Annotated in this window: 19 protein-coding genes and 1 pseudogene; 9 read left to right on the forward strand and 11 right to left on the reverse strand. The window is 31.8% G+C overall.

Annotation, left to right across the window (positions count from 1 at the left end):
* Positions 1 to 2: 2 nt before the first annotated feature.
* The 4 genes from MPTP_RS07105 to groES all read right to left on the reverse strand — a co-directional run bounded on the left by MPTP_RS07105 (position 3) and on the right by groES (position 4,421).
* Positions 3 to 1,469: a nicotinate phosphoribosyltransferase gene (locus MPTP_RS07105; protein WP_013774445.1), complete on the reverse strand. Its 1,467-nt coding sequence runs from the start codon at positions 1,467 to 1,469 to the stop codon at positions 3 to 5.
* An 84-nt stretch (positions 1,470 to 1,553) separates the two neighbouring features.
* The gene (locus tag MPTP_RS07110) at positions 1,554 to 1,979 is read right to left on the reverse strand and encodes a GtrA family protein (RefSeq protein WP_013774446.1); all 426 of its coding nucleotides are present in this window, start codon (positions 1,977 to 1,979) and stop codon (positions 1,554 to 1,556) included.
* Between the two features lie 478 nt (positions 1,980 to 2,457).
* Complete coding sequence (groL, locus tag MPTP_RS07115) at positions 2,458 to 4,092, reverse strand: chaperonin GroEL (protein ID WP_013774447.1); 1,635 nt, start codon at positions 4,090 to 4,092, stop codon at positions 2,458 to 2,460.
* Between the two features lie 47 nt (positions 4,093 to 4,139).
* Positions 4,140 to 4,421 (reverse strand): co-chaperone GroES, encoded by a 282-nt coding sequence (gene groES / locus MPTP_RS07120; protein ID WP_013774448.1) that lies wholly within the window; start codon positions 4,419 to 4,421, stop codon positions 4,140 to 4,142.
* Between the two features lie 342 nt (positions 4,422 to 4,763).
* Here groES and MPTP_RS07125 point away from each other — a divergent pair, with 342 nt between their 5' ends.
* The gene (locus tag MPTP_RS07125) at positions 4,764 to 5,444 is read left to right on the forward strand and encodes a CPBP family intramembrane glutamic endopeptidase (protein WP_013774449.1); all 681 of its coding nucleotides are present in this window, start codon (positions 4,764 to 4,766) and stop codon (positions 5,442 to 5,444) included.
* 284 nt (positions 5,445 to 5,728) lie between these two features.
* On the opposite strand, the gene MPTP_RS07130 is transcribed toward MPTP_RS07125, so the two are convergent.
* The gene (locus tag MPTP_RS07130; RefSeq protein ID WP_013774450.1) at positions 5,729 to 6,397 is read right to left on the reverse strand and encodes a redox-sensing transcriptional repressor Rex; all 669 of its coding nucleotides are present in this window, start codon (positions 6,395 to 6,397) and stop codon (positions 5,729 to 5,731) included.
* Between the two features lie 195 nt (positions 6,398 to 6,592).
* Here MPTP_RS07130 and MPTP_RS07135 point away from each other — a divergent pair, with 195 nt between their 5' ends.
* The 4 genes and pseudogenes from MPTP_RS07135 to MPTP_RS09605 all read left to right on the forward strand — a co-directional run bounded on the left by MPTP_RS07135 (position 6,593) and on the right by MPTP_RS09605 (position 12,252).
* Positions 6,593 to 8,530, forward strand: coding sequence for an ABC-F family ATP-binding cassette domain-containing protein (locus MPTP_RS07135; protein ID WP_013774451.1), 1,938 nt, complete (start codon positions 6,593 to 6,595; stop codon positions 8,528 to 8,530).
* Positions 8,531 to 8,546: 16 nt separating this feature from the next.
* Positions 8,547 to 9,185, forward strand: a complete 639-nt coding sequence (locus MPTP_RS07140) for a GntR family transcriptional regulator (protein WP_013774452.1) — start codon at positions 8,547 to 8,549, stop codon at positions 9,183 to 9,185.
* A gap of 157 nt (positions 9,186 to 9,342) precedes the next feature.
* Positions 9,343 to 10,533, forward strand: coding sequence for a quaternary amine ABC transporter ATP-binding protein (locus MPTP_RS07145; RefSeq protein WP_013774453.1), 1,191 nt, complete (start codon positions 9,343 to 9,345; stop codon positions 10,531 to 10,533).
* Positions 10,526 to 12,252, forward strand: a pseudogene (locus MPTP_RS09605) (ABC transporter permease/substrate binding protein). Before MPTP_RS07145 ends, MPTP_RS09605 begins: the two are co-directional and overlap by 8 nt.
* A 583-nt stretch (positions 12,253 to 12,835) precedes the next feature.
* Here MPTP_RS09605 and MPTP_RS07155 read toward each other — a convergent pair.
* Genes MPTP_RS07155 through MPTP_RS07175 form a run of 5 tightly spaced genes read right to left on the reverse strand, consistent with a single transcriptional unit; the run spans position 12,836 to position 17,220 of the window.
* Positions 12,836 to 13,909, reverse strand: a complete 1,074-nt coding sequence (locus MPTP_RS07155; RefSeq protein ID WP_013774457.1) for an ABC transporter substrate-binding protein — start codon at positions 13,907 to 13,909, stop codon at positions 12,836 to 12,838.
* Positions 13,906 to 14,742 (reverse strand): ABC transporter permease, encoded by an 837-nt coding sequence (locus tag MPTP_RS07160; RefSeq protein ID WP_041363220.1) that lies wholly within the window; start codon positions 14,740 to 14,742, stop codon positions 13,906 to 13,908. The genes MPTP_RS07155 and MPTP_RS07160 overlap by 4 nt, the downstream gene beginning before the upstream one ends.
* Positions 14,739 to 15,551 carry an ABC transporter permease gene (locus tag MPTP_RS07165; protein WP_013774459.1) on the reverse strand — a complete coding sequence of 271 codons (813 nt, stop codon included), beginning with the start codon at positions 15,549 to 15,551 and terminating at the stop codon, positions 14,739 to 14,741. The genes MPTP_RS07160 and MPTP_RS07165 overlap by 4 nt, the downstream gene beginning before the upstream one ends.
* Positions 15,552 to 15,572: 21 nt before the next feature.
* Positions 15,573 to 16,658 (reverse strand): ABC transporter ATP-binding protein, encoded by a 1,086-nt coding sequence (locus MPTP_RS07170; RefSeq protein ID WP_013774460.1) that lies wholly within the window; start codon positions 16,656 to 16,658, stop codon positions 15,573 to 15,575.
* Between the two features lie 19 nt (positions 16,659 to 16,677).
* The gene (locus tag MPTP_RS07175) at positions 16,678 to 17,220 is read right to left on the reverse strand and encodes a helix-turn-helix domain-containing protein (protein WP_013774461.1); all 543 of its coding nucleotides are present in this window, start codon (positions 17,218 to 17,220) and stop codon (positions 16,678 to 16,680) included.
* Between the two features lie 318 nt (positions 17,221 to 17,538).
* On the opposite strand from MPTP_RS07175, the gene MPTP_RS07180 reads away from it, so the two are divergent.
* From MPTP_RS07180 to MPTP_RS07195, 4 genes are read left to right on the forward strand one after another with little or no spacing between them, the layout of a single operon-like run.
* The gene (locus tag MPTP_RS07180; RefSeq protein ID WP_013774462.1) at positions 17,539 to 18,528 is read left to right on the forward strand and encodes an acrylyl-CoA reductase family protein; all 990 of its coding nucleotides are present in this window, start codon (positions 17,539 to 17,541) and stop codon (positions 18,526 to 18,528) included.
* Between the two features lie 19 nt (positions 18,529 to 18,547).
* Positions 18,548 to 19,321 (forward strand): phosphopantothenate--cysteine ligase, encoded by a 774-nt coding sequence (coaB, locus tag MPTP_RS07185; protein ID WP_013774463.1) that lies wholly within the window; start codon positions 18,548 to 18,550, stop codon positions 19,319 to 19,321.
* Entirely contained in the window at positions 19,318 to 19,857 is a 540-nt protein-coding gene (gene coaC / locus MPTP_RS07190) for a phosphopantothenoylcysteine decarboxylase (RefSeq protein WP_013774464.1), read from the forward strand. The genes coaB and coaC overlap by 4 nt, the downstream gene beginning before the upstream one ends.
* A gap of 22 nt (positions 19,858 to 19,879) precedes the next feature.
* A complete protein-coding gene (locus MPTP_RS07195) occupies positions 19,880 to 20,515 on the forward strand; it encodes an ECF transporter S component (RefSeq protein WP_013774465.1) in 636 nt (211 codons plus the stop codon).
* A gap of 243 nt (positions 20,516 to 20,758) precedes the next feature.
* Here MPTP_RS07195 and MPTP_RS07200 read toward each other — a convergent pair whose 3' ends face one another.
* The gene (locus MPTP_RS07200) at positions 20,759 to 21,964 is read right to left on the reverse strand and encodes an aminoacyltransferase (protein WP_013774466.1); all 1,206 of its coding nucleotides are present in this window, start codon (positions 21,962 to 21,964) and stop codon (positions 20,759 to 20,761) included.
* Between the last annotated feature and the right edge of the window lie 326 nt (positions 21,965 to 22,290).

The raw sequence follows: 22,290 nt of genomic DNA on the forward strand, positions 1-22,290 counted from the left end.
AATTATTCATTTATCGTTTGTATATTTCTTCTGACTGTTTCTATTAAATTCATTTTATGGTTCCAACATTCCGTTGACAAATCTACAGGATATTTTTGTGGATTTAAATCACGTTTATATTCCTCCCAAAGTGAATCTAGGTTTTCTTTTGCATAGTGCTTCACTTCATCAAGTGATGGCAAAGAATAGACACATTCACCTTCAATAAATATCTCTTGAAGCACAGGTCTTGCTTCAAAATTACGAATCGTCTTATTAATAAATGTATGGATTGGATGAAACATATAGATCTCTTTTTGTTTTCTGGGATCTTCTTCCCAAAGTGTAATATAATCACCTTCAGACTTTCTATCTGATAGACGAGTAATGCGCCATACCTGCTTTTTACCAGGCGTAGTTACCTTTTCTGCATTGCTGGATAATTTAATTGTGTCTTCCATACATCCATCCGCGTTTTCAATAGATACTAATTTGAATACTGCTCCTAAAGCAGGTTGGTTATATGCCGTAATTAATTTTGTACCAACTCCCCAAACATCAATTTTGGCCTTTTGCATCTTTAAGTTTAAAATTGTAGTTTCGTCTAAATCATTGGAAGCATAGATTTTAGCATCGAAAAATCCAGCTTCATCCAATTGTTCTCTGACACGTTTTGAAATATAAGCCATATCACCACTATCAATCCGAACACCTAAAAAGTTAATTTTATCGCCCATTTCATTAGCAACTTTAATGGCACTAGGTACTCCTGACTTCAATGTATCATACGTATCTACCAAAAAAATACAATCCTTGTGTGTTTTTGCATAAGCCATAAATCCATCATAATCATTTCCGTAAGATTGAATGAGTGAATGAGCATGGGTACCACTAACAGGCATGCCAAATATTTTTCCTGCACGAACATTACTAGTAGCATCTGCTCCACCAATATAAGCAGCACGTGTTCCCCATATCGCCGCATCAAGTTCTTGAGCACGACGTGTACCAAATTCTAAAAGAGGTTCTGTACCAATAACTGACTTTATTCTTGCAGCCTTTGTAGCAATTAAAGTTTGAAAATTAATAATATTTAATAAGGTTGTTTCAACTAATTGACATTGAGCCAAGGGTCCTTCGATTTGAACCAACGGTTCATTATTGAAAACAATTTCTCCTTCTAAAGCTGAACGTACCGTACATTGAAATTTAAAATTTCTTAAATAGTCTAAAAAATCTTCTGGATATTCCTTTACTTCTTTCAAATATTCAATATCTGTATCAGTAAATGTTAAGTTTTTCAAATAATCAACCAACCGTTCAAGACCTGCAAAAATGGCATATCCTTGATTAAAAGGCATATCTCTAAAGTAACATTCAAAGACAGCATGTAAATCCGCTCTTCCTAATTCCCAGTATGTTTTCATCATGTTAATTTGATAAAGGTCCGTATGTAAAGTTAGACTATCATCTGTGTAGATTTTTTCCATAATTTTGCTCCCATCTCTTCTATTCAATTCAACAGGCCTACTTTAAATGGTCAATTTCACTAAATAACATAAATTGTTTTATCATTATAGATTATCATCAATGTCTTTTTTCTTTGAAAAAATAAATAATTTACTAAAGACATAATTTATAATAATGATCACTATTTGGGTAATGACCTTAGCTAGCATATCTGTTGTATGAAGTAAATCAACGAAGAAAATCATCATTCCCATATCGATAATAAAAGATACAAATCGATACCAATAAAACAGTGCCATCTCTTTTATAAAGGAACGTTTATCTTTTTGTTTACTTTTAAAAACAAGATATTTATTTGTAATAAATGCAAATAAAACAGATAAAAACCAAGCAATAGCATTGCTTATTTTATAATCAATTGCTAGTATGTTTTGACAAATAAAAAATACAACAATATTAATAACTGTCGTCAATCCACCAAAAACTAGATAGGCGATAAGTTCTTTATACTTTTGAAATAAATTTTTCAATTTTTATACTTCCTCTCAATTCTTATTGTATCAAAATTATGAATAAAAACCTATTTTTTTCTGAAATAATCATTGTTTTATTTTGTCCTTATTGTATCAACATACTTTATTTAATTGCAATCTTTTACGTAAAAACTTTTCTACTAAATAGCTAAATTTTCATTTAACTACATTAACAATTAATATCAATATTTCATTTTTTCTATAAAGATGCTAAAAATATTTATTCAAATAAGATAAAAATGGGCATTTTATTCATTCAAAAAATAAAATTCCTCTAACAAACCCGCTATTTATTATTTTTATCTTTACTTAAAATTTTATTTTTAATTTAATAGCTAATTAGAATTTTACTCTAAAAATCTATTTTCTTTAGACTATTAAAATAAATTAACTATCGATTATAAATTTTTTGATTTTTTGCATCAAAAAAAAGAGTCTTGAAAGCCAAGACTCTTTTTTTTGAAGTGTTACGTAATTACATCATACCGCCCATCATTGATGGATCCATTGCAGGTGCTTGTGGTGCTGCTGCAGAAGATTCTGCTGGTTTATCTGCTACAACTGATTCAGTTGTTAACAATAAAGCAGCGATAGAAGCAGCATTTTGTAGTGCTGAACGTGTTACTTTCGTCGGATCAACAATACCAGCTTCAACCATATTTACCCATTCACCAGTTGCTGCATTGAATCCTATTCCTAATTTAACATTTTTCAATTTATCAACAATTACTGAACCTTCATAACCGGCATTTTCAGCAATTTGACGAATTGGTTCTTCTAAGGCACGAACGACAATTTTCACACCAGTTGCCATATCACCCTCAGCTTCAACAGCGGCAACTTTTTCAATAACATTTACCAATGCAGTTCCACCACCTGAAACCATGCCTTCTTCAACAGCGGCACGTGTAGCATTTAAAGCATCTTCAATGCGTAATTTTAATTCTTTTAATTCTGTTTCAGTTGCTGCACCTACCCTAATAACTGCAACGCCACCAGCTAATTTTGCCAAACGTTCTTGTAATTTTTCACGATCAAAATCAGAAGTTGTGTCAGCAATTTGGTTCTTAATTAATTGAACACGAGCATCAATCGCACTTCTTTCGCCAGCTCCTTCAACAATTGTAGTATTATCTTTATCTACAACAATTTTGCTTGCAGTACCAAGATTGTCAACAGTAGTATCTTTCAAGTCAAGACCTAAGTCTTCTGTGATAACTGTTGCACCAGTTAAAATAGCAATATCTTCTAACATTGCTTTACGACGATCGCCAAAGCCTGGTGCTTTAACAGCTACTACATTAAATGTTCCACGAATCTTATTAAGTACTAATGTTGGTAATGCCTCACCATCTACATCATCAGCAATGATCAATAAAGGACGTGATTGTTGAACAATCTGTTCTAATAATGGTAAAACGTCTTGAATATTAGAAATTTTCTTATCAGTAATTAAAATATATGGATTATCTAAAACAGCTTCCATCTTATCATTATCAGTTACCATATATTGTGATAGGTAACCACGGTCAAACTGCATTCCTTCAACAACATCTAATTCTGTTTCGATTCCTTTAGATTCTTCAATAGTGATAACACCATCATTACCCACTTTTTCCATTGCATCAGCAATTAAATGGCCTACTTTTTCAGAACCAGATGAAACAGCAGCGACTTGTGCAATTGATTCTTTTGAATCAACGACAGATGAAATAGCATGTAATTCTTCAACTGCTTCTGCTGTTGCTAATTCAATACCATGACGAATACCTAAAGGATTTGCACCAGCAGTAACATTTTTTAGGCCTTCACGAACAATTGCTTGTGTTAGAACAGTTGCAGTAGTAGTACCGTCACCTGCAATATCATTTGTTTTTGATGCAACTTCAGAAACTAATTTAGCACCCATATTTTCAAAATGATCTTCTAATTCGATTTCTTTTGCAATTGTTACACCATCATTTGTAATTAAAGGTGATCCATAAGATTTTTCTAATACAACATTACGACCTTTAGGGCCTAAAGTTACTTTTACTGTGTCTGCTAGTGTATCTACACCACGAAGCATTGCTGCACGTGCATCTTCTGCAAATTTGATTTCTTTTGCCATAATTTCTTCACCTCAAAAGTTAGTTTTTATTTTTATCAATTAATTAATTATTCTACAATTCCAATAATATCTTTTTCTGAAATGATTAGATATTCTTCATTTTCATATTTCGCTTCTGTACCAGCATATTTTTCAAACATGACTGTGTCGCCTTCTTTTACTTCCGCAGGAACCTTGGTTCCATTATCTAACAAACGGCCTTGCCCAACAGCAATAACTTTACCAGTTTGTGGTTTTTCTTTAGCTGTTGAAGCTAATACAATGCCACCTACTGTTTTTTCTTCTTCTGCGACTTTAATAATAACACGATCGCCTAATGGTTTTAACACAATAAATCCCTCCAAAAAATTTATTTAGCACTTGAAACACATGAGTGCTAACTCACACTATTTATAATACTCATTTCTCTTACATATTGCAAGCCTTTTATGTTAAATTTCTTAAATTTTGTTTTCTCATAAAAATTTTTAATTGGAACTCTTGTCTTTTTTAATAGGTAAAGAAAAAATTTTATTCTATTTTATGTTTTGTTTTTTCATGCTAAACTATGATATAAAGATCTTAGATAATTCGAATAAACAAAAATGACCAATGCTTCAATAAGTTTTGGTAATTAACAACAAAAAGGATAACTAGATTATAGTTATCTATAACGAAAGGAATTCAAATTCATGTATCAGTGGATCCATAAAAAACTAAATAATTTTACTGTTAGTATTTGGATGATCTTTATTTATTTGTTTGTTCTTTTCTCTCCTTTTCTATTGGTTATTTTTCCAACTTCTATTAGAATTACCTTTTTTACGTTTATTTATTTTTTAGGTGCTCTCCTTCTTATTTTTCTCTATAATAAAAAAGATCAACCTACAGAACTGGGAAAAAATGCAACAATGCGATCATCCGTATTTGTCTTTCTACTAGGAATAGGTGGAATTTTTATTGCACTGATCATTCAATCAATTGTAACATTACTTGAATATATGATTACAAAAACGACTCCTGACACTTCTCAAAATACGCAAAATATTATTCGTCTTATTTTAAATAGTCCTATATTTATCATTGCAACAGTCATTTGTGGTCCGATTATGGAAGAATTCGTTTTTAGACGTTCCTTGGTTACACTTATAAAACCAAAACTAGGTTTTTGGCTTGCTGCAATCATTAGTTCAGCTATTTTTTCTCTTGCCCATAATGATCAACATTTTTTTGTCTACTTTGCAATTGGTCTTTTCTTTTCCTATATTTATAAATTAACCGGGAGAATATGGACTTCAATTCTTGCTCATTGTGGTATGAATACATTAGTTGTTATTATTCAATTGATCTCATACTTTTATAAAATCAATTAAACAACTATTAATTATTATGTTAGTTGTTCACTAGAAAATTTTTAGGTATCTTTTTTATTTCATACTTAGTTTTACTTTTTTATAAAATACTAAATGCTTTTGATAGATATTTTATAGAAAACTTTAGAACACTAACATGACAGACAAGATACTAAAAAAGAAAAGAATTAACAGATCCAATGATGCTAAAAATCTAAAGGTTAGTCTTTATTTATCTTAGATAATTTGCGTTTATTGGAAAAGTATTCTTTTCTTTTTTATTCTTTTGTCCGTTATTTTTTTATTTATTCATCATTTTCTTCATTGTTATTCGTTGTTAGTAGTTGACGTTCATTGTGTAAAAAGTAGATAAGTGTTTGTAGTTCATTTGTTAAATCAACATTTTGAACAATGATATCAGAAGGAACAGCCAAACGAACAGCCGTAAAATTTAAAATTCCTTTAATTCCTGCATCTACTAATTGATTGGCAACTTCTTGCGCTTTTCTTGCTGGTAATGTTAAAATAGCAATTTCAATTTGCTGAACTTGAATTTGCTCAATCATATCAGTTATTGGATAAACAGGAATACCATCCACAATACGACCAATAAGAGATTCATCTATATCAAATGCACAACTCACACGAATACTATTACTTTGATGAAATTTATATTTTAACAAGGCACTTCCTAAATTCCCAACACCAACTAAAGCAACATTGGTTAATTTATCTTCATTTAATGTTTTAGCAAAAAAATTCATAAGATTCTCAACATCATAGCCATAACCACGTTTTCCGAGTTCACCAAAATAAGAAAAATCTCTTCGGATCGTTGCGCTATCTACTTGTACCGCTTCGCTTAATTCAGTTGAAGATATTTTATTTTTGCCAGCATAATGTAAAATTCTTAAATAATGATAATACAAAGGAAGCCGTTTTGCTGTTGCTTTTGGGATCGTTTGTTCTTTCACTTTAAACCTCCATCAATAAATTAATTTTCAGTAATTCATAATACCGTTCCACTGCTTAAAAAGCAATTTTACTAATTAGAAAAAAGAAATTTTATATAAAATTTCATTTTTCTTTTAATACTACCATAGGAGCAGTAAAAAAAGTATCTATTTTATGCTACACTTAAATTTAATAAAAAGAAATGAGGAAAAGCCATGATTTTATTACAAGCGAATCGGGTCTCTCGTTATTTTGGTGCAGAAACATTATTTGAAAATGTCCAAATGGAAATTCATAAAAATAGCCGAATTGCCTTAGTCGGAAGAAATGGAGCGGGTAAATCTACCTTACTTAAAATGATTGCAGGAGTAGAATTACCTGATGGGGGGCAAATTACTAAGAGTAAGACGGTTACACTTGGTTATTTAGCACAAAATGCCGGATTTGATTCAAAAAAAACCATTTGGGAAGAAATGAAACAAGCTTTTCATTTGCTTATTCAAATGGAAGATCGTATTCATGAATTAGAACAGCTGATTAGCCAAACTACTGATACCGTGAATTTGGATAGAATTATGAAAGAATATGATCAACTTCAACAGACATTCTTAGAAAAAAATGGTTATGGTTACGAAAATGATATTCGTTCAATTCTTCATGGTTTTGGCTTTTATGAAGATTCTTATCATAAACCAATTAATACATTGTCGGGCGGCCAAAAAACACGATTAGCTTTAGTCCGCATGCTCCTTCAAAAACCCGACATTTTAGTACTTGATGAACCTACTAATCATTTGGATATCGAAACACTCGCATGGCTTGAAACCTATTTGTCGAGCTATACAGGCGCTTTGTTGATTGTTTCTCATGATCGTTATTTTTTGGACAAGATTGTTACAGAAGTTTATGAATTAAGTAGAAAAAAATTGAACTACTATAAAGGAAATTATTCAGACTATTTAAAATTGAAAGCTGGACAACTTGAAGCTGATTGGAAAGCTTACCAAAAACAACAAGCAGAAATCAATAAATTAGAAGATTTTGTAGCACGCAATCTCGCTCGCGCTTCTACAACTAAACGAGCACAAAGTCGACAAAAGGCTTTGGAGAAGATGGATCGAATGGAGCGACCTATAGGCGATGAAAAATCTGCTCATTTTCTGTTCGATTTTGATAAAGCTTCTGGAAATGTTGTTCTACAAGTGAAAGATGCTGCTATTGGTTACAATAAACAACAGATACTGGCTGATTCAATCAATATTGATATTAACAAACAAGATGCTATCGCATTAGTTGGACCTAATGGAATCGGCAAATCAACGCTTTTAAAATCAATTATGGACCAATTGCCATTTATTAAAGGAATAAAAATATTAGGAACCAATGTTTCAATTGGTTATTATGATCAAGAACAAGCAAATCTAACTAGCAGTCAAACTGTTCTTGAAGAATTATGGTCAGAGCATTCTACTGTGCCAGAAACAGAAATTCGCAAGGTACTAGGAAGTTTTTTATTTAGTGGTGAGGATGTTGAAAAAACAATTCCACTTTTAAGTGGTGGTGAAAAAGCTAGAGTTGCTTTGGCTAAATTAGCCATGAATAAAAATAATTTTTTAATTCTAGATGAACCTACAAACCATTTAGATATTGACAGTAAGGAAGTTCTTGAAAATGCTTTGATTGATTATGAAGGTACTTTACTTTTTGTTTCACATGACCGGTATTTTATCAATCGGGTTGCTACGAAGGTTATTGATTTATCTGAAAATGGCTGTAAACTATATCTAGGCGATTATGATTATTATTTAGAAAAGAAAAAAGAAGAAGAGGAAATAGCCGAATTATTGGGAAAACAGTCATTAATTGATGTGCCTGTTGACACACCCACTAAAAATGATTTCTATTTGCAAAAAGAACAACAAAAAATAGTACGCTCTCTTCAAAGAAAAATTACTCAGATAGAAGAAGAACTAACAGAATTAGAAGAACGAATTGATCAATTACAGATTGAACTCGTAAATCCTGTTTTTATGGATGATGCACCAGCTTTAACAGAACTTACTGAAAAATTATCAAATTACCAGCATAAACAAGAAGATTTATTAGATGAATGGGAAAATTTAAGTTTAGAATTAGAAGAACAACAAACTTGAAGATTGGAGGAAAATTATGCTAACAAAAAAAATCAATGTTACAACTCCTAAATATCAAATGATTGCAGTTGATTTAGCCAGTAAAATTGCTGATCAAAAATTACTTATTGGTGACAAAATTCATGCTCGTTCTACATTAGCCAATCAATATGGTGTCTCTCCAGAAACAGCTCGTAAGGCTGTGAGTGTTTTGGTAGATTTAGAAATTGTACAAGCCAAACATGGTAGTGGCTTTTTTGTAAGTTCAATCGATAAAGCAAGGGAATTTGTGACCCAATATAAGGATGTGCTTTCTTTAAGAGAACTAAAGGGAGAATTAATTGAATCTATACAAAAACAAAAAGAGGAATTAAACTATTTTTCGGATATTTTAGATACATTTGTTGAACAAACCAAACGTTTTGATACAATTAATACTTTGCATCCCGTTTCTTTTACCCTTACTGAAGAAGCGACCCATCTAGAAATGACTGTTGGTGATATGAATCTTTGGCAAAATACTTCTGCAACTCTCGTTGCGATTAAACATTGTGATGAACTGATTGTTTCACCAGGACCTTATACAAAAATTTCGGTAGATGATACTATTTATTTTGTTGGAAATGAATCTACCTTGCAGCGCGTTCAAAATTTCTTTTATCCACAAAGTGGTTAATAACAAGTTAGTTTTTATACATAGAACAAGGCACTTTTATGCAAAATAGAAAAGGCCAATCTTTCTTTTCATGAAACCTTTCAATATGCACTTGACAAAGTGACCGCTCAATGTTATTATTATGTGGTCACTTTTGTTAAAAAAGGAGGAACTTATTTTGTCAAAAGTAAGAGTTGAACATTTAACCAAAATATTTGGAAAAAAATCTAAAGCCGCTTTGGAAATGGTTAAAAAAAATAAAAGTAAGAATGAGATCTTAGAAAGCACAGGCGCAACAATTGGCGTATATGATGTAAATTTTGATGTTAAGGAAGGCGAAATCTTTGTTATTATGGGTCTTTCTGGTAGTGGAAAATCTACGTTAATTCGTCTTTTAAATCGTTTGATCGAACCAACTTCTGGGGATATTTTTATTGATGATGAGAATATCTCAACATTGGATAAAGAACAGCTTAGAGAAGTTAGAAGGAATAAACTAAATATGGTTTTTCAGAATTTTGGCCTCTTTCCACATAGAACAATTTTGGAAAACACGGAGTATGGATTAGAAGTTCGTGGTGTCCCTAAAGTTGAACGTCGTGAAAAAGCTGAACGAGCACTAGAAAATTCTAATCTATTGTCTTTTAAAGACCAATTACCAAATCAACTTTCTGGTGGTATGCAACAACGTGTAGGTTTAGCACGTGCCTTAGCCAATGATCCAGAAATTTTATTAATGGATGAAGCTTTTTCAGCTTTAGATCCACTGATCAGAAGAGAAATGCAAGATGAATTATTAGAATTGCAAGAAAATGTAAGAAAAACAATTATCTTTATTACCCATGATTTAAATGAAGCATTAAGAATTGGTGACAGAATTGCTATCATGAAAGATGGTCAAGTCATGCAGGTTGGTACTGGAGAAGAAATCTTAACAAATCCGGCCAATGATTATGTTCGTACATTTGTTGAGGATGTGGATCGTTCTAGGATTTTAACGGCTCAACATATTATGGTACCAGCACTTACTACAAATGTTGAACTTGATGGTCCAACTGTTGCTTTAACACGGATGCGTCAAGAAGAAGTCAGTATGCTTTTAGCTGTTGATAAGAAACGACAACCAAAAGGTGTAATTCATGCAGAAGATGCCATGAAAGCGAAAAAGAATAAACAACCTTTAGGTGATTATATTGATACAAATATACCAACTATTGATAAAGATATGTTAGTAAATGATATCTTCCCAATCATTTACAATGCTCAAACACCTGTTGCAGTTACAGAAAACAATAAACTTCTTGGTGTTGTAATACGTGGAAGCGTCTTAGAAGCATTAACAAAAAATGAGGTGAATACATATGCTTAATTATCAATTACCTGTTGCCACTTGGATAGAGAGTTTAACAGATTGGATGACAACAACGTTTTCTGGTTTATTCGGTTTCTTACAAAGCACTGGACAAGCATCAATGAATAGCATAACAACTTTATTAACTGCTATTCCACCATTAGTTTTTATTGTTTTATTGACGATTGCTGCGTTTATTGTCTCTAAAAAGAAATTCGGCTTAAGTTTATTTACATTTATTGGTCTATTGTTTATTTACAACCAAAATTTATGGCCAGATTTAATGGATACTTTGACGTTAGTCTTGGTCTCTAGTTTTATTTCGATTGTTATTGGTGTTCCTCTAGGAATCTTGATGGCAAAATATAATAAAGTTCAAACAATCATCACACCAATTTTGGACTTTATGCAAACAATGCCTGGATTCGTTTATCTAATTCCTGCTGTCGCTTTCTTTGGAATTGGTATTGTTCCTGGGGTCTTTGCCTCCATCATTTTTGCCTTACCACCAACTGTACGTTTTACTAATTTAGGTATTCGTCAGGTCCCTAAAGAATTAGTTGAAGCTTCTGATTCATTCGGAAGTACAAACTGGCAAAAGTTATTTAAATTGGAATTACCTTTAGCTAAAAGTACCATTATGGCTGGTGTCAATCAAACAACAATGTTGGCACTTTCTATGGTTGTTATTGCGTCAATGATTGGTGCTCCAGGTCTTGGACGTGGTGTTTTATCTGCACTGCAAAGAGCACAGGTCGGAAATGGTTTTGTTAATGGTGTTGCTTTGGTTATCTTGGCCATTATTATTGACCGTTTTGTTCAATATTTAAATAAACGGACAGAAACACCAAACAAAAAATCTGCTAAAAGTTTCTCACCAAAGAAAAAATAATTATCGGTGTAACTACTGTTGCTTCTCTTTTGTGTTTAACGGTTGGTTATACAATGTTTTCTTCAACAAAGGAAAATAAACAAATTTCTTTATCCTATGTTGAATGGGATACAGAAGTTGCATCTACGAATGTTCTAGCAGAAGTTTTAAAAGACCAAGGTTATACCGTTAATTTAACACCTTTAGATAACTCAATTATGTGGAAATCTATAGCTCAAGGTGAAACAGACGCAACAGCATCTGCTTGGTTACCTAGAACACATGCCGCACAATATAAACAATATAAAAATCAGTTAGAAGTTCTTGGTCCAAACCTAAAAGGTGCAAAACTTGGATTGGTTGTACCTGATTATATGAAAGATACAAATTCTATTACAGATTTAAAAGATCAGGCAAACAAAAAGATTACAGGAATCGATCCAGGTGCTGGCGTAGTTACAGCTGCTGAAAAAACTCAGAAAGAATATAGCAATTTAGATGATTGGTCTGTCGATACTTCTTCTTCTGGTGCTATGACAGCTGCTTTAGACCAGGCAATGAAACATAAACAACCTATTGTTATTACTGGTTGGTCACCACATTGGATGTTCGCTAAATATCATCTAAAATATTTAGATGATCCTAAAGGAAGTATGGGTGGCGAGGAATCCATTCATACAATAACAAGAAAAGGATTAAAACAAGAAAAGCCACAAGCTTATGAAATCTTAAAAAGATTCCATTGGACTAAAAAAGATATTGAATCTGTCATGTTAAAAATCAATAAAGGTGAAGATCCTAAACAAGTAGCACGTGATTGGGTAGATACACATCAAAGTCAAGTTAAAGAATGGGTGAAAAAATAATTTCCTTTTCTTTCTTCCCTTTATATATGATAGAAATAAAAAAGAATGCTTTTCAGATATTCTCTGGAAAGCATTCTTTTTTTTATTTTAACCTAACGATTGTTTAGCTTTTTTCATTCTTTTAAGAAGAAAATCGACAAAACTATTTTATAATTAGACCAATTAAAAATTCTTTATTATGATCTATACATATGCTTTAGTAGGTATTTCCTACTTTTTATTGTACTTTCAAATCTCAATTCACTAATGAATAGCAAGAAATATTAGCTATTACTTCTTTCTCATTGTAGTTTATTATTAATTTTTATTGCTATGTGGGCTTCTTCTTTCTGTCTACCTATAACTATTCCATTACAATTATGCCATGACTAAAAGTAATTAAACTTATTTGTAAAGGGATCATTAATTCTAATAAAAAACATTCTTCATAGAAATAGATATAATTTTCATCACGTCCTATAGCTATATTCAACTTCTTAGCACTTATATTTTTTAAACAAACTTGATGAAGTATTTTTTAATTCAAAATAACTTAACAGTAAACAGATACATAGAGTTAACAATTTTATTAATTTTTTATCTTTTATTTCCGATACATTTTAAATTCTAGGAATAAATCATTATATTTTTCCAAATATTTAGCACCTAAATCATTATAAACATTTAAATGTTTAATTAATGCATTGTCTGGATAAAACTGTTTATCTGAAGTCGTTTTTTTGGGCAACAATTTCATCGCTGCTTCATTCGGTGTGGAATAACCAATATATTTAGCATTTTTAGCTGCATTTTCTGGACGCAGCATAAAATTCATAAATGCATAGGCACCTTTTTTATTCTTAACTGTTTTTGGAATAACGATATTATCGAACCATAAATTTGAACCTTCTGATGGAATAACATAATGCAAATGTTTATTCTGTTCCAACATTTCTGCTGCCTCACCTGAAAAAGTCACTGCTACGGCACTTTCTTCATTAATCATATACATTTTTATCTCATCAGCAACAATTGCTTTTACATTGCTTGTTAAATGATTTAATTTATGGGCAGCTTCTTTAAGCTGTTCGTTATTTTTACTATTTAAAGAATAGCCTAGACTATTTAATGAAAATCCAAGAACTTCTCTGGCACCATCAATTAACATGAGATTATTCTTTAATTCAGGACGCCACAGATCATCCCAATGTTGCATGTTGCTTTTTTCAATAAATTTATCATTATAAATGATTCCTAATGTTCCCCAGAAATAAGGAATGGAGTAACGATTTTTTGGATCAAAAGATTGATTCAAAAATGCCTCATGAATATTGGTTAATCCTCTCAGTTTTGAATGGTCGATTGGCAAAAGCATTTTGGCTTTAATCATTTTTTGAATCATATATTCAGAGGGAATAGCAATATCATAGGCAGTTCCTCCCTGTTGAATCTTTGTAAACATCGCTTCATTCGAATCAAATGTTTCGTAAACAACCTTATAACCACTTTCTTTCTCAAACTGCTGAATTAATTTAGGATCAATATAATCTCCCCAGTTATAAATCGTCACAGTATTTTTGCCAACCATTCCACTAGTTTGTTCTAATTGATAGACACCAATAAAAAGAATAAAAATAATTCCAATGAGTCCAATGAATAAGGAGGAAAGTTTTTTCATTTCAGCTTCAACTCCTCATCATTTGTTTGTCTTATCTTTTTTATTCGTTTGGAATTATTATCTTTACTAATAAAGTAATAACCGATTACCAGTAGCATTGAAAAAATAAAAACCAGAGTACTCAATGCATTAATCTCTAAACTAATTCCTTGTCGAGCACGTGAATAAATCTCAACAGAAAGCGTGGAAAAACCATTTCCTGTCACAAAAAACGTAACAGCAAAATCGTCTAAAGAATAAGTAAAAGCCATGAAATAACCAGCAATAATTCCTGGAGATAAAAATGGTAGAATAATATTTTTTATTACCTGAAAACTATTCGCACCTAAATCTCTAGCTGCATCTACCATCGAATCATTCATTTCTTGAAGTTTAGGCAAAACCATCAATACTACAATCGGAATACTGAAGGCAATATGGGAAAGTAATACACTTGAAAAACCCAGATTAATAAAGCCAATAATCGTGAAAAAAATCAAAAAACTAGCGCCAGTAATAACATCTGGAGAAACTAAAAGAATGTTATTAAGACCAAGCAACAACGTACGTATATTTCGCTTTTTAGTATAATAAATTCCTAGTGTTCCAAAGGTCCCAATCATAGTAGCGAGTAAAGCAGATAAAAAAGCCAATAAAAAGGTATTTAATACAATGATCAATAATCGTGTGTCGTTAAATACCTCAACATAATTAGCAAACGTAAAACCTGTAAATTTATTCATAGAATTACTTTTGTTAAAAGAATAATAAATTAAATAGAAGATTGGAAGATATAACAAGACAAAAATGAAAAACAAATAAAAATGTGAGAATTTCGTATATTTTTTTTTCATTTCTTTTTGTCACTTCCTCTCTTTTTTTCTCCTGTGAGCATCATTACAATAAACATAGCCATAATTAATATAACACCAATCGTTGATCCCATTCCCCAATTTTGAGTAACTAAAAAATGTTCTTCAATCGCTGTTCCTAAGGTAATGACCCGATTTCCGCCAATTAAACGAGTCAACATAAATAAGGATAGGGAGGGAATAAAAACAGCTTGTACACCACTTTTGACACCAGTTAATGACAAAGGAAATATTACTCGTCGAAAGGTTTCTCGACTACTTGCACCTAAATCATAACTCGCACTAATCAATGATGGATTCAATTCTTCCAGTGCATTGAAAATTGGTAAAATCATAAATGGAATCTCTACATATGCAGCTACAAATACAAAACTAAAATCAGTAAATAGAATTTGTTTAGAGCCAATTCCTAAAAAAGATAAAAATTGATTTACATTACCATGCATGCTAAAAATACCAATAAATGCATAGGCTTTTAATAAAAGATTTACCCAGGTTGGTAGAATAATTAACATTAACCAAAGTTGTTTATGTTTTAATTTGGTTAAAAAATAAGCTGTAGGATAACTAATGAGTAAGGTAATGAACGTGATAATAAAGGCATACCAAACAGAATTAATAGTCATACCTAGATAAGTTGTCGATGTAAAATAGGTAGTATAATTATCAAAAGTAAAATGACCACATTGATCAAAAAATGATTGATAAATAATCATGAAAACCGGTGTAATGACAAATAAAACCAACCATATCACATAGGGAATGGAATAAAATCGACGTGCTGTTTTCACAGTCTCCCTCCTTCCAGTTTTTTATTCTTCATAACTATCTAAACGTGCATCAAAATCTTCCTCTGATTCATTAAAACGCATGACATGAATATCCTCCGGTTCAAAAAACAAGCCAATTTCTGAACCCTCAACAGCTTTTCTTGTTGAGCTGACTAACCATTCATTCATTTGTTCATCATGACAAAGAATTTCATAATGCATCCCTCGAAATAGTTGGTTATCGACTGTAACTACTAATTTACCCTTTTCTTTTGTTGTAATTTTTAAATCTTCTGGTCGTAAAACAATTTCTACAGGTTCCTGATCCCTCATACCGCCATCAACACATTCAAAACATTTGCCAACAAACTCGACCAAATTGTCCTCACGCATAATCCCATTGACAATATTGCTTTCACCAACAAAATTTGCCACAAAATGATTAATCGGTTCATCATAGATAGCAACAGGTGAGCCACTTTGAATGATCCTTCCCTTATTCATAACAAAAATTTCATCACTCATTGCCAGTGCTTCCTCTTGATCATGTGTAACAAAAATAAAAGTAATCCCCAGTCTTTGCTGCAATTCACGTAGCTCATATTGCATATCGGTTCTCAGATTTAAATCTAAAGCTGAAAGTGGTTCATCTAAAAGTAGTACCTTCGGCTCATTTACAATCGCCCGAGCAATCGCTACCCGCTGACGTTGTCCACCAGACATCTCGCTAATTTCTCGGTTTTCATAACCGGGTAGCTGAATTAATCGAAGTGCTTCTTTGACTTTGTTTTTTATCTGCTGTTTAGGCAATTTTTTAATTTTTAAACCAAAAGCAACATTATCGAACACATTCATATGTGGAAATAACGCATAATCTTGAAAGACAGTATTCACTTGCCGTTTATTTGATGGTATATGATTAATCTTCTTACCGTCAAAGTAAACATCTCCGGAAGTTACATCTGTAAAACCAGACAAAATACGTAAAATCGTTGTTTTTCCACAACCGGATGGTCCTAATAAGGTATAGAATTTTCCTTCTTCTATTTCAAAACTAATTTTTTTTAAAATTTTTTCATTATCGAACTCCTTGACGACATTTTCAAATGAAATGATGGTTTTTGCCAATTTTTATTCCTCACTTTCTCTATAAATAAGAGGCTGTTGCTACTACTAAAATTCTGCTTTTACCTTTTGAACAATTTTTTAACTGGTGAGCACTGGTTGCATGATAATAAAGTGTTTCTCCCTTTTTAGCACGATACTGAATATCTCCTAACAGTAAAGTGATTGAACCTTCAAGGACATAGACAAATGTTTCTGATAAAGAAGGTTCAAAAGTTTTATATTCACCATTTTTGATAAAAGTAATTAACACGGGTTCCATTTCTTTTTCATTCGATCCAGGCACCAGCCACCTTAATTCATATCCATTCTCTTCATCATAGTAATGCGTATTATCTTTATCCTGATAAACAATTTTTTGTTCCATCGTCTGTTCATTAAAAAATTCTTCTGGAGAGACACCTAGAACTTCTAAAATGGTAAAAAAAGTTTCCATTGAAGGAGAACTTAAATTTCTTTCCAATTGAGAAATATATCCCTTTGTTAAATCTGTTCGTTCCCCTAATTCTTCTTGTGTTAAATCTCTTTGTATGCGTAAATTTCTCAGTCGATCGCCAATCTCCATATACATTCACCATTTTTTCTTCTTAATATTCAATGTATTTTTCAAAGTTTGCTATCACTAAACTTTAAGTTTACTTTTAACTTTATAGTATATGGGACCTAAAAAAATAGCAACCTTTTTTTATTTGAATACTTTTTTGTCATTCACCCAACTCACAAAGTGAGCGTATTCATTGGGAAAATAGTTGGTTTTAAAGGGAAGTTTGTCTTATTTTTCTATTCATTAAATAATTATTAAAATTTCCCCATCAACTTAGGTGCCTGTTTTTCCCTTAAAAATATGATAAAATATACGCATTCAATGAATAAGGAGAAACTTATGGAATCTTTTACAGCATTTATGGTCAAAAAGATTGATGAAACAATTGTAGGTCAGTTAGAAACCATTTCCACTGATCAGCTTTCTTCAGGAGATGTCTTAATTCAAGTTGCCTATTCTTCTGTAAATTATAAAGATGCTCTAGCAACTCAGCTGAATGGTGGCGTTATTAAGAATTATCCTATGATTCCAGGCATTGATGCTAGTGGTATTGTTAAAAAATCGAATCATCCACAAATTTTAGTGGGTCAAAAGGTTTTAGTAACCGGTTATGGATTAGGTGTTTGGCATACTGGTGGTTTCTCAGAACGAATACAAGTTCCTGGAGATTGGGTAATTCCTTTACCTAAGCATTTGGATTTAAAGGAAGCTATGATCAATGGAACAGCTGGCTTTACTGCAGCATTGGCGATTGATACGCTGGAAAAACAAGGATTAGTAGACAGAAAAGACGCAGCTATTTTTATTACTGGAGCAACTGGTGGTGTAGGTAGTCTTGCTATTGCTATGCTCCACAAACTAGGCTATACTTCTATCACTGGAATTACACGTAAAGAAGAAGCATTTAGCATTTTAAAACAACTGGGCACAACGAATTGTCTTTCTTTAGCATCATTCATTAATCAAGGGAAAAAGCCCTTAGCCAAACAAGCGATTGACTTTGCTATTGATACCACTGGCGGTCAGATTACCTCCTCGCTTCTTCCACAAATGTCCTATGGCGGCAGTTCAGCTATCTGTGGCAATACAGCAGGAAATCAGTTGGATACAACTATACTCCCCTTTATTCTGCGTGGGATTCAACTATTGGGAATTGATTCAGTTAATATAGATAGAAAGAAGCGAATCGCTATTTGGCATCGACTTGCAACAGATTTAAAAATTGATCATTTTTCACTATACAATGAAATAACTTTAGCACAATTACCAGACACATTTGCCTCATTGCAAGCTGGACAACATATTGGCCGCACAATTATTTGTTTTTAGAAAGGAAGTGAATAGACAAATGAAAGTTTTGATTACAGCTGGTGGTACATCTGAAAAGATTGATGAAGTTCGTGCAATTACGAATCATTCTTCTGGTCAGTTAGGAAATTCTCTTGCCGAGTGCTTTCTAGCAAGAGGTCATGAAGTTACCTATATTATGACGCCTTTTGCAAAACATCCTGAAAAGCAGACAAACTTAACACTTCTCTTGATTGAAACTACAAAAAATCTAGAAGACGCTTTAAAACAGCAATTACAGCAATGTCTGTTTGATGCTGTAATCCACAGTATGGCAGTTAGTGATTTTACAACAGAAACAGCACTAACAGAACAACGCCTGATTGAAGGACTTGTTCAACAACTTTCCAAACATAGATCACTACTTCATGATAACTTAACAGAAATTATTGCACAGTCGATTGAAACCATTGCTAAACAAGTCCAGATAGATAAAAAAATCCATTCAGATACGGATCGTTTGGTTCTTTTCTTAAAGAAAAATCCAAAATTAATTGCAATGATTCGCCAATTACAACCATGTGCTGTTTTTGTCGGCTTTAAATTATTGGTAGATGTATCAAAAGAAGAATTGATCCAGGTAGGCTTAACTACTTTAGAAAAAAATCAGTGTGATTTTGTATTAGCAAATGATTTAACAATGATTCAAGGAGAACAACATCAAGGCTTTTTAATCGATAAAAATAAACATGTCCAGATAGCTCAAACAAAACAGGAGATTGCTAAGCTAATTGTTAAAAATGTTGAAGAGAAATGGAGGGAAAATGAAAAATGAAAACTATTTTGTTAGGTGTTACAGGTAGTATAGCAGCCTATAAAGCGGCAGATATTGTCAGTCAATTAAAAAAATTAAATTATACAGTTGAAGTGATTATGACAAAAAATAGTACGGCCTTTATCACGCCTTTAACTCTACAGTCATTATCTAAAAATCCTGTGCATGTAGATGTTATGGAAGAAAGAACACCTGCTGAAATTAATCATATTGAATTAGCAAGAAGGACAGATCTTTTTTTGATTGCACCTGCTACAGCAAATACAATAGGCAAATTAGCAAATGGAATTGCCGATGATATGTTAACGACAGTTGCTTTAGCACTAAAACCAGAAATTCCTAGATGGATTGCACCTGCTATGAATACGTATATGTATGAAAATTCAATTACCCAACGAAATTTAGGCATCTTAAAAGAAGCTGGCTATCATGAAATTAAACCTAAAGAAGCGTTACTTGCCTGTGGAGATGTCGGTCGAGGGGCATTAGCTGAAGTTTATGAAATTAGTCAAATTATTCATAAAACATTAAATTAAAGAAAGAACTAAGGAGTATTTTATGAGAAAGACACAAAAATTTACATTAACTGCTTTATTTTTAGCCATTTTAATTTTATTAGCGATTACGCCTTTAGGTTTTATTCCTTTAGGGGTTATTAATCCAACAACAATGCATATTCCAGTTATTATTGCCTCTATTATTTTAGGTCCTAAAATTGGTGGTATGCTAGGTGGAACATTTGGACTAATCAGCATGATACGTGCTACGATTACCCCATCGCCTACTTCATTTGTATTGAGTCCTTTTATTCCTGTTATCGGAACAAACCATGGCAGTCTGAAAGCATTATTGATTGTTTTTATTCCAAGAATTCTAATTGGTGTTGTTCCTTACTTTATTTATCGTTGGCTCTCTAAGTTATTTAAAAATAAAAAGCAATCCATTTCTTTATTTATTGCTGGTATCGCTGGTTCCCTAACAAATACGATTTTAGTAATGAATATGATTTATTTTCTATTTGCTGATACTTATGCTCAAGCAGTGGGTAAAGGTGGCAATGTTATTTACTGGACGATTATTGGAACAATCGTAACATCGGGCATTCCAGAAGCACTTATTGCAGGGATGATTACTTCAGCTGTTTGTCTAATTTTATTTCGTATAATGAAACCAACTGCCTATAATCAATTATAGGCAGAAATTAGTTATAGAACAGTCAAGAGATTTATGAATATAAGTCAATTAGTTTAAATCATTTATGTCAATATGTTAAAATAAATTGTAAACTATTTTTATAGCTTATTTTAGAAATAGATAACTTAGAAAAAATATCTACAAACTAAATTTTCAACTATAAGAATTACTCTTAAATGATAATCAATTTTTCTGTCATAATCGAAAAGTTTAAACAAAAAATAAGCGTGAAATATTTCACGCTTATTTTTTTTGTTTTTTCATTTTATAAGCATATTCACTCGCTTTGAGTAGCAACCTATTCACCGGTAGATCGAATTCACCTATGAATTCATTAATTGTTGGATTAAAGTTTGCTTTGAATTTAATTAATCCATCATTTAAGCTTCCTTCTAATCCCCCCATATTACAAGTTTTACATCCACGTTCAAAACATTCAGAAATGGCATAATACCAAGTTAAATAGGCAGGCATATATCGTTTATATTTTTCATCCATCCCAGCATAAAGAATTTCGCTTGTTGAGCCGAATGTAACAGCTAAAGCACCAGCAATCACTGCTGTATCACCAGAATAAGCCATACTTTCTTCTAATTCCCCTATTTCTCGTGTCAATGAAGTTTCCAATTCTTCTAAATTATGACGTTTTTTTACTTGGTTTTCTTTTAATTTTGCTAGCTCCATTTGGTTTACTTCATATCTTTTTTTTGTTTCTTCATAACGTTCTTTTAAATTTACCTCAGCCAACATAATAAAAGCAGACTCTGGGTAGATCGTTAATAATTTTTTGAAATAATCACTATTTCGTAATGAGATATGCTGACGTTCAGTTGTTAGTTGAATGATTTTAGCAAAATCATCAACGACTTCTTCCTGTCCAAGACGAATAGTAACCCCTTTTTTTTCTGCTATTTTCATCATCTTTTTTGTATTTTTAGGTAATTTCTCATCTGTAAAATTTTCACAATAAATATTTGCTTGAAAACGAGGTTGAATGGTTTCCTTCATATCCATCGTTAATCCTTGATGAATAGCACCACTTTCCTTTAAATGCTGAATAATTGTATCAGCAGAAGCATGACTTGTTTGTTCTTCTCCTAATTGAAAATCTTTATAATGAATAGGTGGATCTAATTTAATAAACAATGCATGTTGCTTTTTGCCATATTTTTTTAAATTTAACATAAAAAATCTGACTAGTTCTGCATTATTATAATCCATGACTGGGCCTCTTGGTGTATAAAGCATCGTGAAATGCATAGGTAAAGGTCGAATAAGGACTAATGCTGAAGCAACCAATACACCTTCATCATAAACACCTATGATTTCTGATCGCCAATTGTCTTTAACTTGTGCCCAGGCAGAAGATTGGAGCAAATTGCATAAAGGATTTTCTTTTACAAAGTTATCGTGTTCTGTGGCACAAATACCAATTTTAAATTCATACATAGCTAACTAAACTCCTCTTTATTTCCTACTGTATTACTTTATCACAACTTGTTAAATGAGAACAACCAACTTCAATTAAAATTAAACTATATTCAAGAAGAATTTAAAAATAATTGAACAAGCAAACCCATAATAGATAAAAATTCTTTTATCTATTACTTTTTATAAAATAAAAATAACATGAATAACAAACAAATGAACTATCTCTAGCTAGTATTATTGACAAGTAAATTTTTATGATTTTTTGGTCTAGAAATATAAATGATATCGAAAATAATACTATCTATTGAAGTTACATTAATAAATAATGAATAAAGGTTTCAGTT

The sequence above is a fragment of the Melissococcus plutonius ATCC 35311 genome, assembly GCF_000270185.1.
In the GTDB taxonomy this organism is placed as follows: domain Bacteria; phylum Bacillota; class Bacilli; order Lactobacillales; family Enterococcaceae; genus Melissococcus; species Melissococcus plutonius.

Coding starts and splice junctions, on each gene's coding strand:
- MPTP_RS07200 (WP_013774466.1), bottom strand. CDS start 21,964: ATGTATGAATTTAAAATTGGTATTTGTGCCACAGAACACGATAACTTT.
- MPTP_RS07125 (WP_013774449.1), top strand. CDS start 4,764: ATGTATCAGTGGATCCATAAAAAACTAAATAATTTTACTGTTAGTATT.
- coaB (WP_013774463.1), top strand. CDS start 18,548: ATGAAAGTTTTGATTACAGCTGGTGGTACATCTGAAAAGATTGATGAA.
- MPTP_RS07160 (WP_041363220.1), bottom strand. CDS start 14,742: ATGAAAAAAAAATATACGAAATTCTCACATTTTTATTTGTTTTTCATT.
- MPTP_RS07140 (WP_013774452.1), top strand. CDS start 8,547: ATGCTAACAAAAAAAATCAATGTTACAACTCCTAAATATCAAATGATT.
- MPTP_RS07180 (WP_013774462.1), top strand. CDS start 17,539: ATGGAATCTTTTACAGCATTTATGGTCAAAAAGATTGATGAAACAATT.
- MPTP_RS07135 (WP_013774451.1), top strand. CDS start 6,593: ATGATTTTATTACAAGCGAATCGGGTCTCTCGTTATTTTGGTGCAGAA.
- MPTP_RS07175 (WP_013774461.1), bottom strand. CDS start 17,220: ATGGAGATTGGCGATCGACTGAGAAATTTACGCATACAAAGAGATTTA.
- coaC (WP_013774464.1), top strand. CDS start 19,318: ATGAAAACTATTTTGTTAGGTGTTACAGGTAGTATAGCAGCCTATAAA.
- MPTP_RS07105 (WP_013774445.1), bottom strand. CDS start 1,469: ATGGAAAAAATCTACACAGATGATAGTCTAACTTTACATACGGACCTT.
- MPTP_RS07155 (WP_013774457.1), bottom strand. CDS start 13,909: ATGAAAAAACTTTCCTCCTTATTCATTGGACTCATTGGAATTATTTTT.
- groL (WP_013774447.1), bottom strand. CDS start 4,092: ATGGCAAAAGAAATCAAATTTGCAGAAGATGCACGTGCAGCAATGCTT.
- MPTP_RS07195 (WP_013774465.1), top strand. CDS start 19,880: ATGAGAAAGACACAAAAATTTACATTAACTGCTTTATTTTTAGCCATT.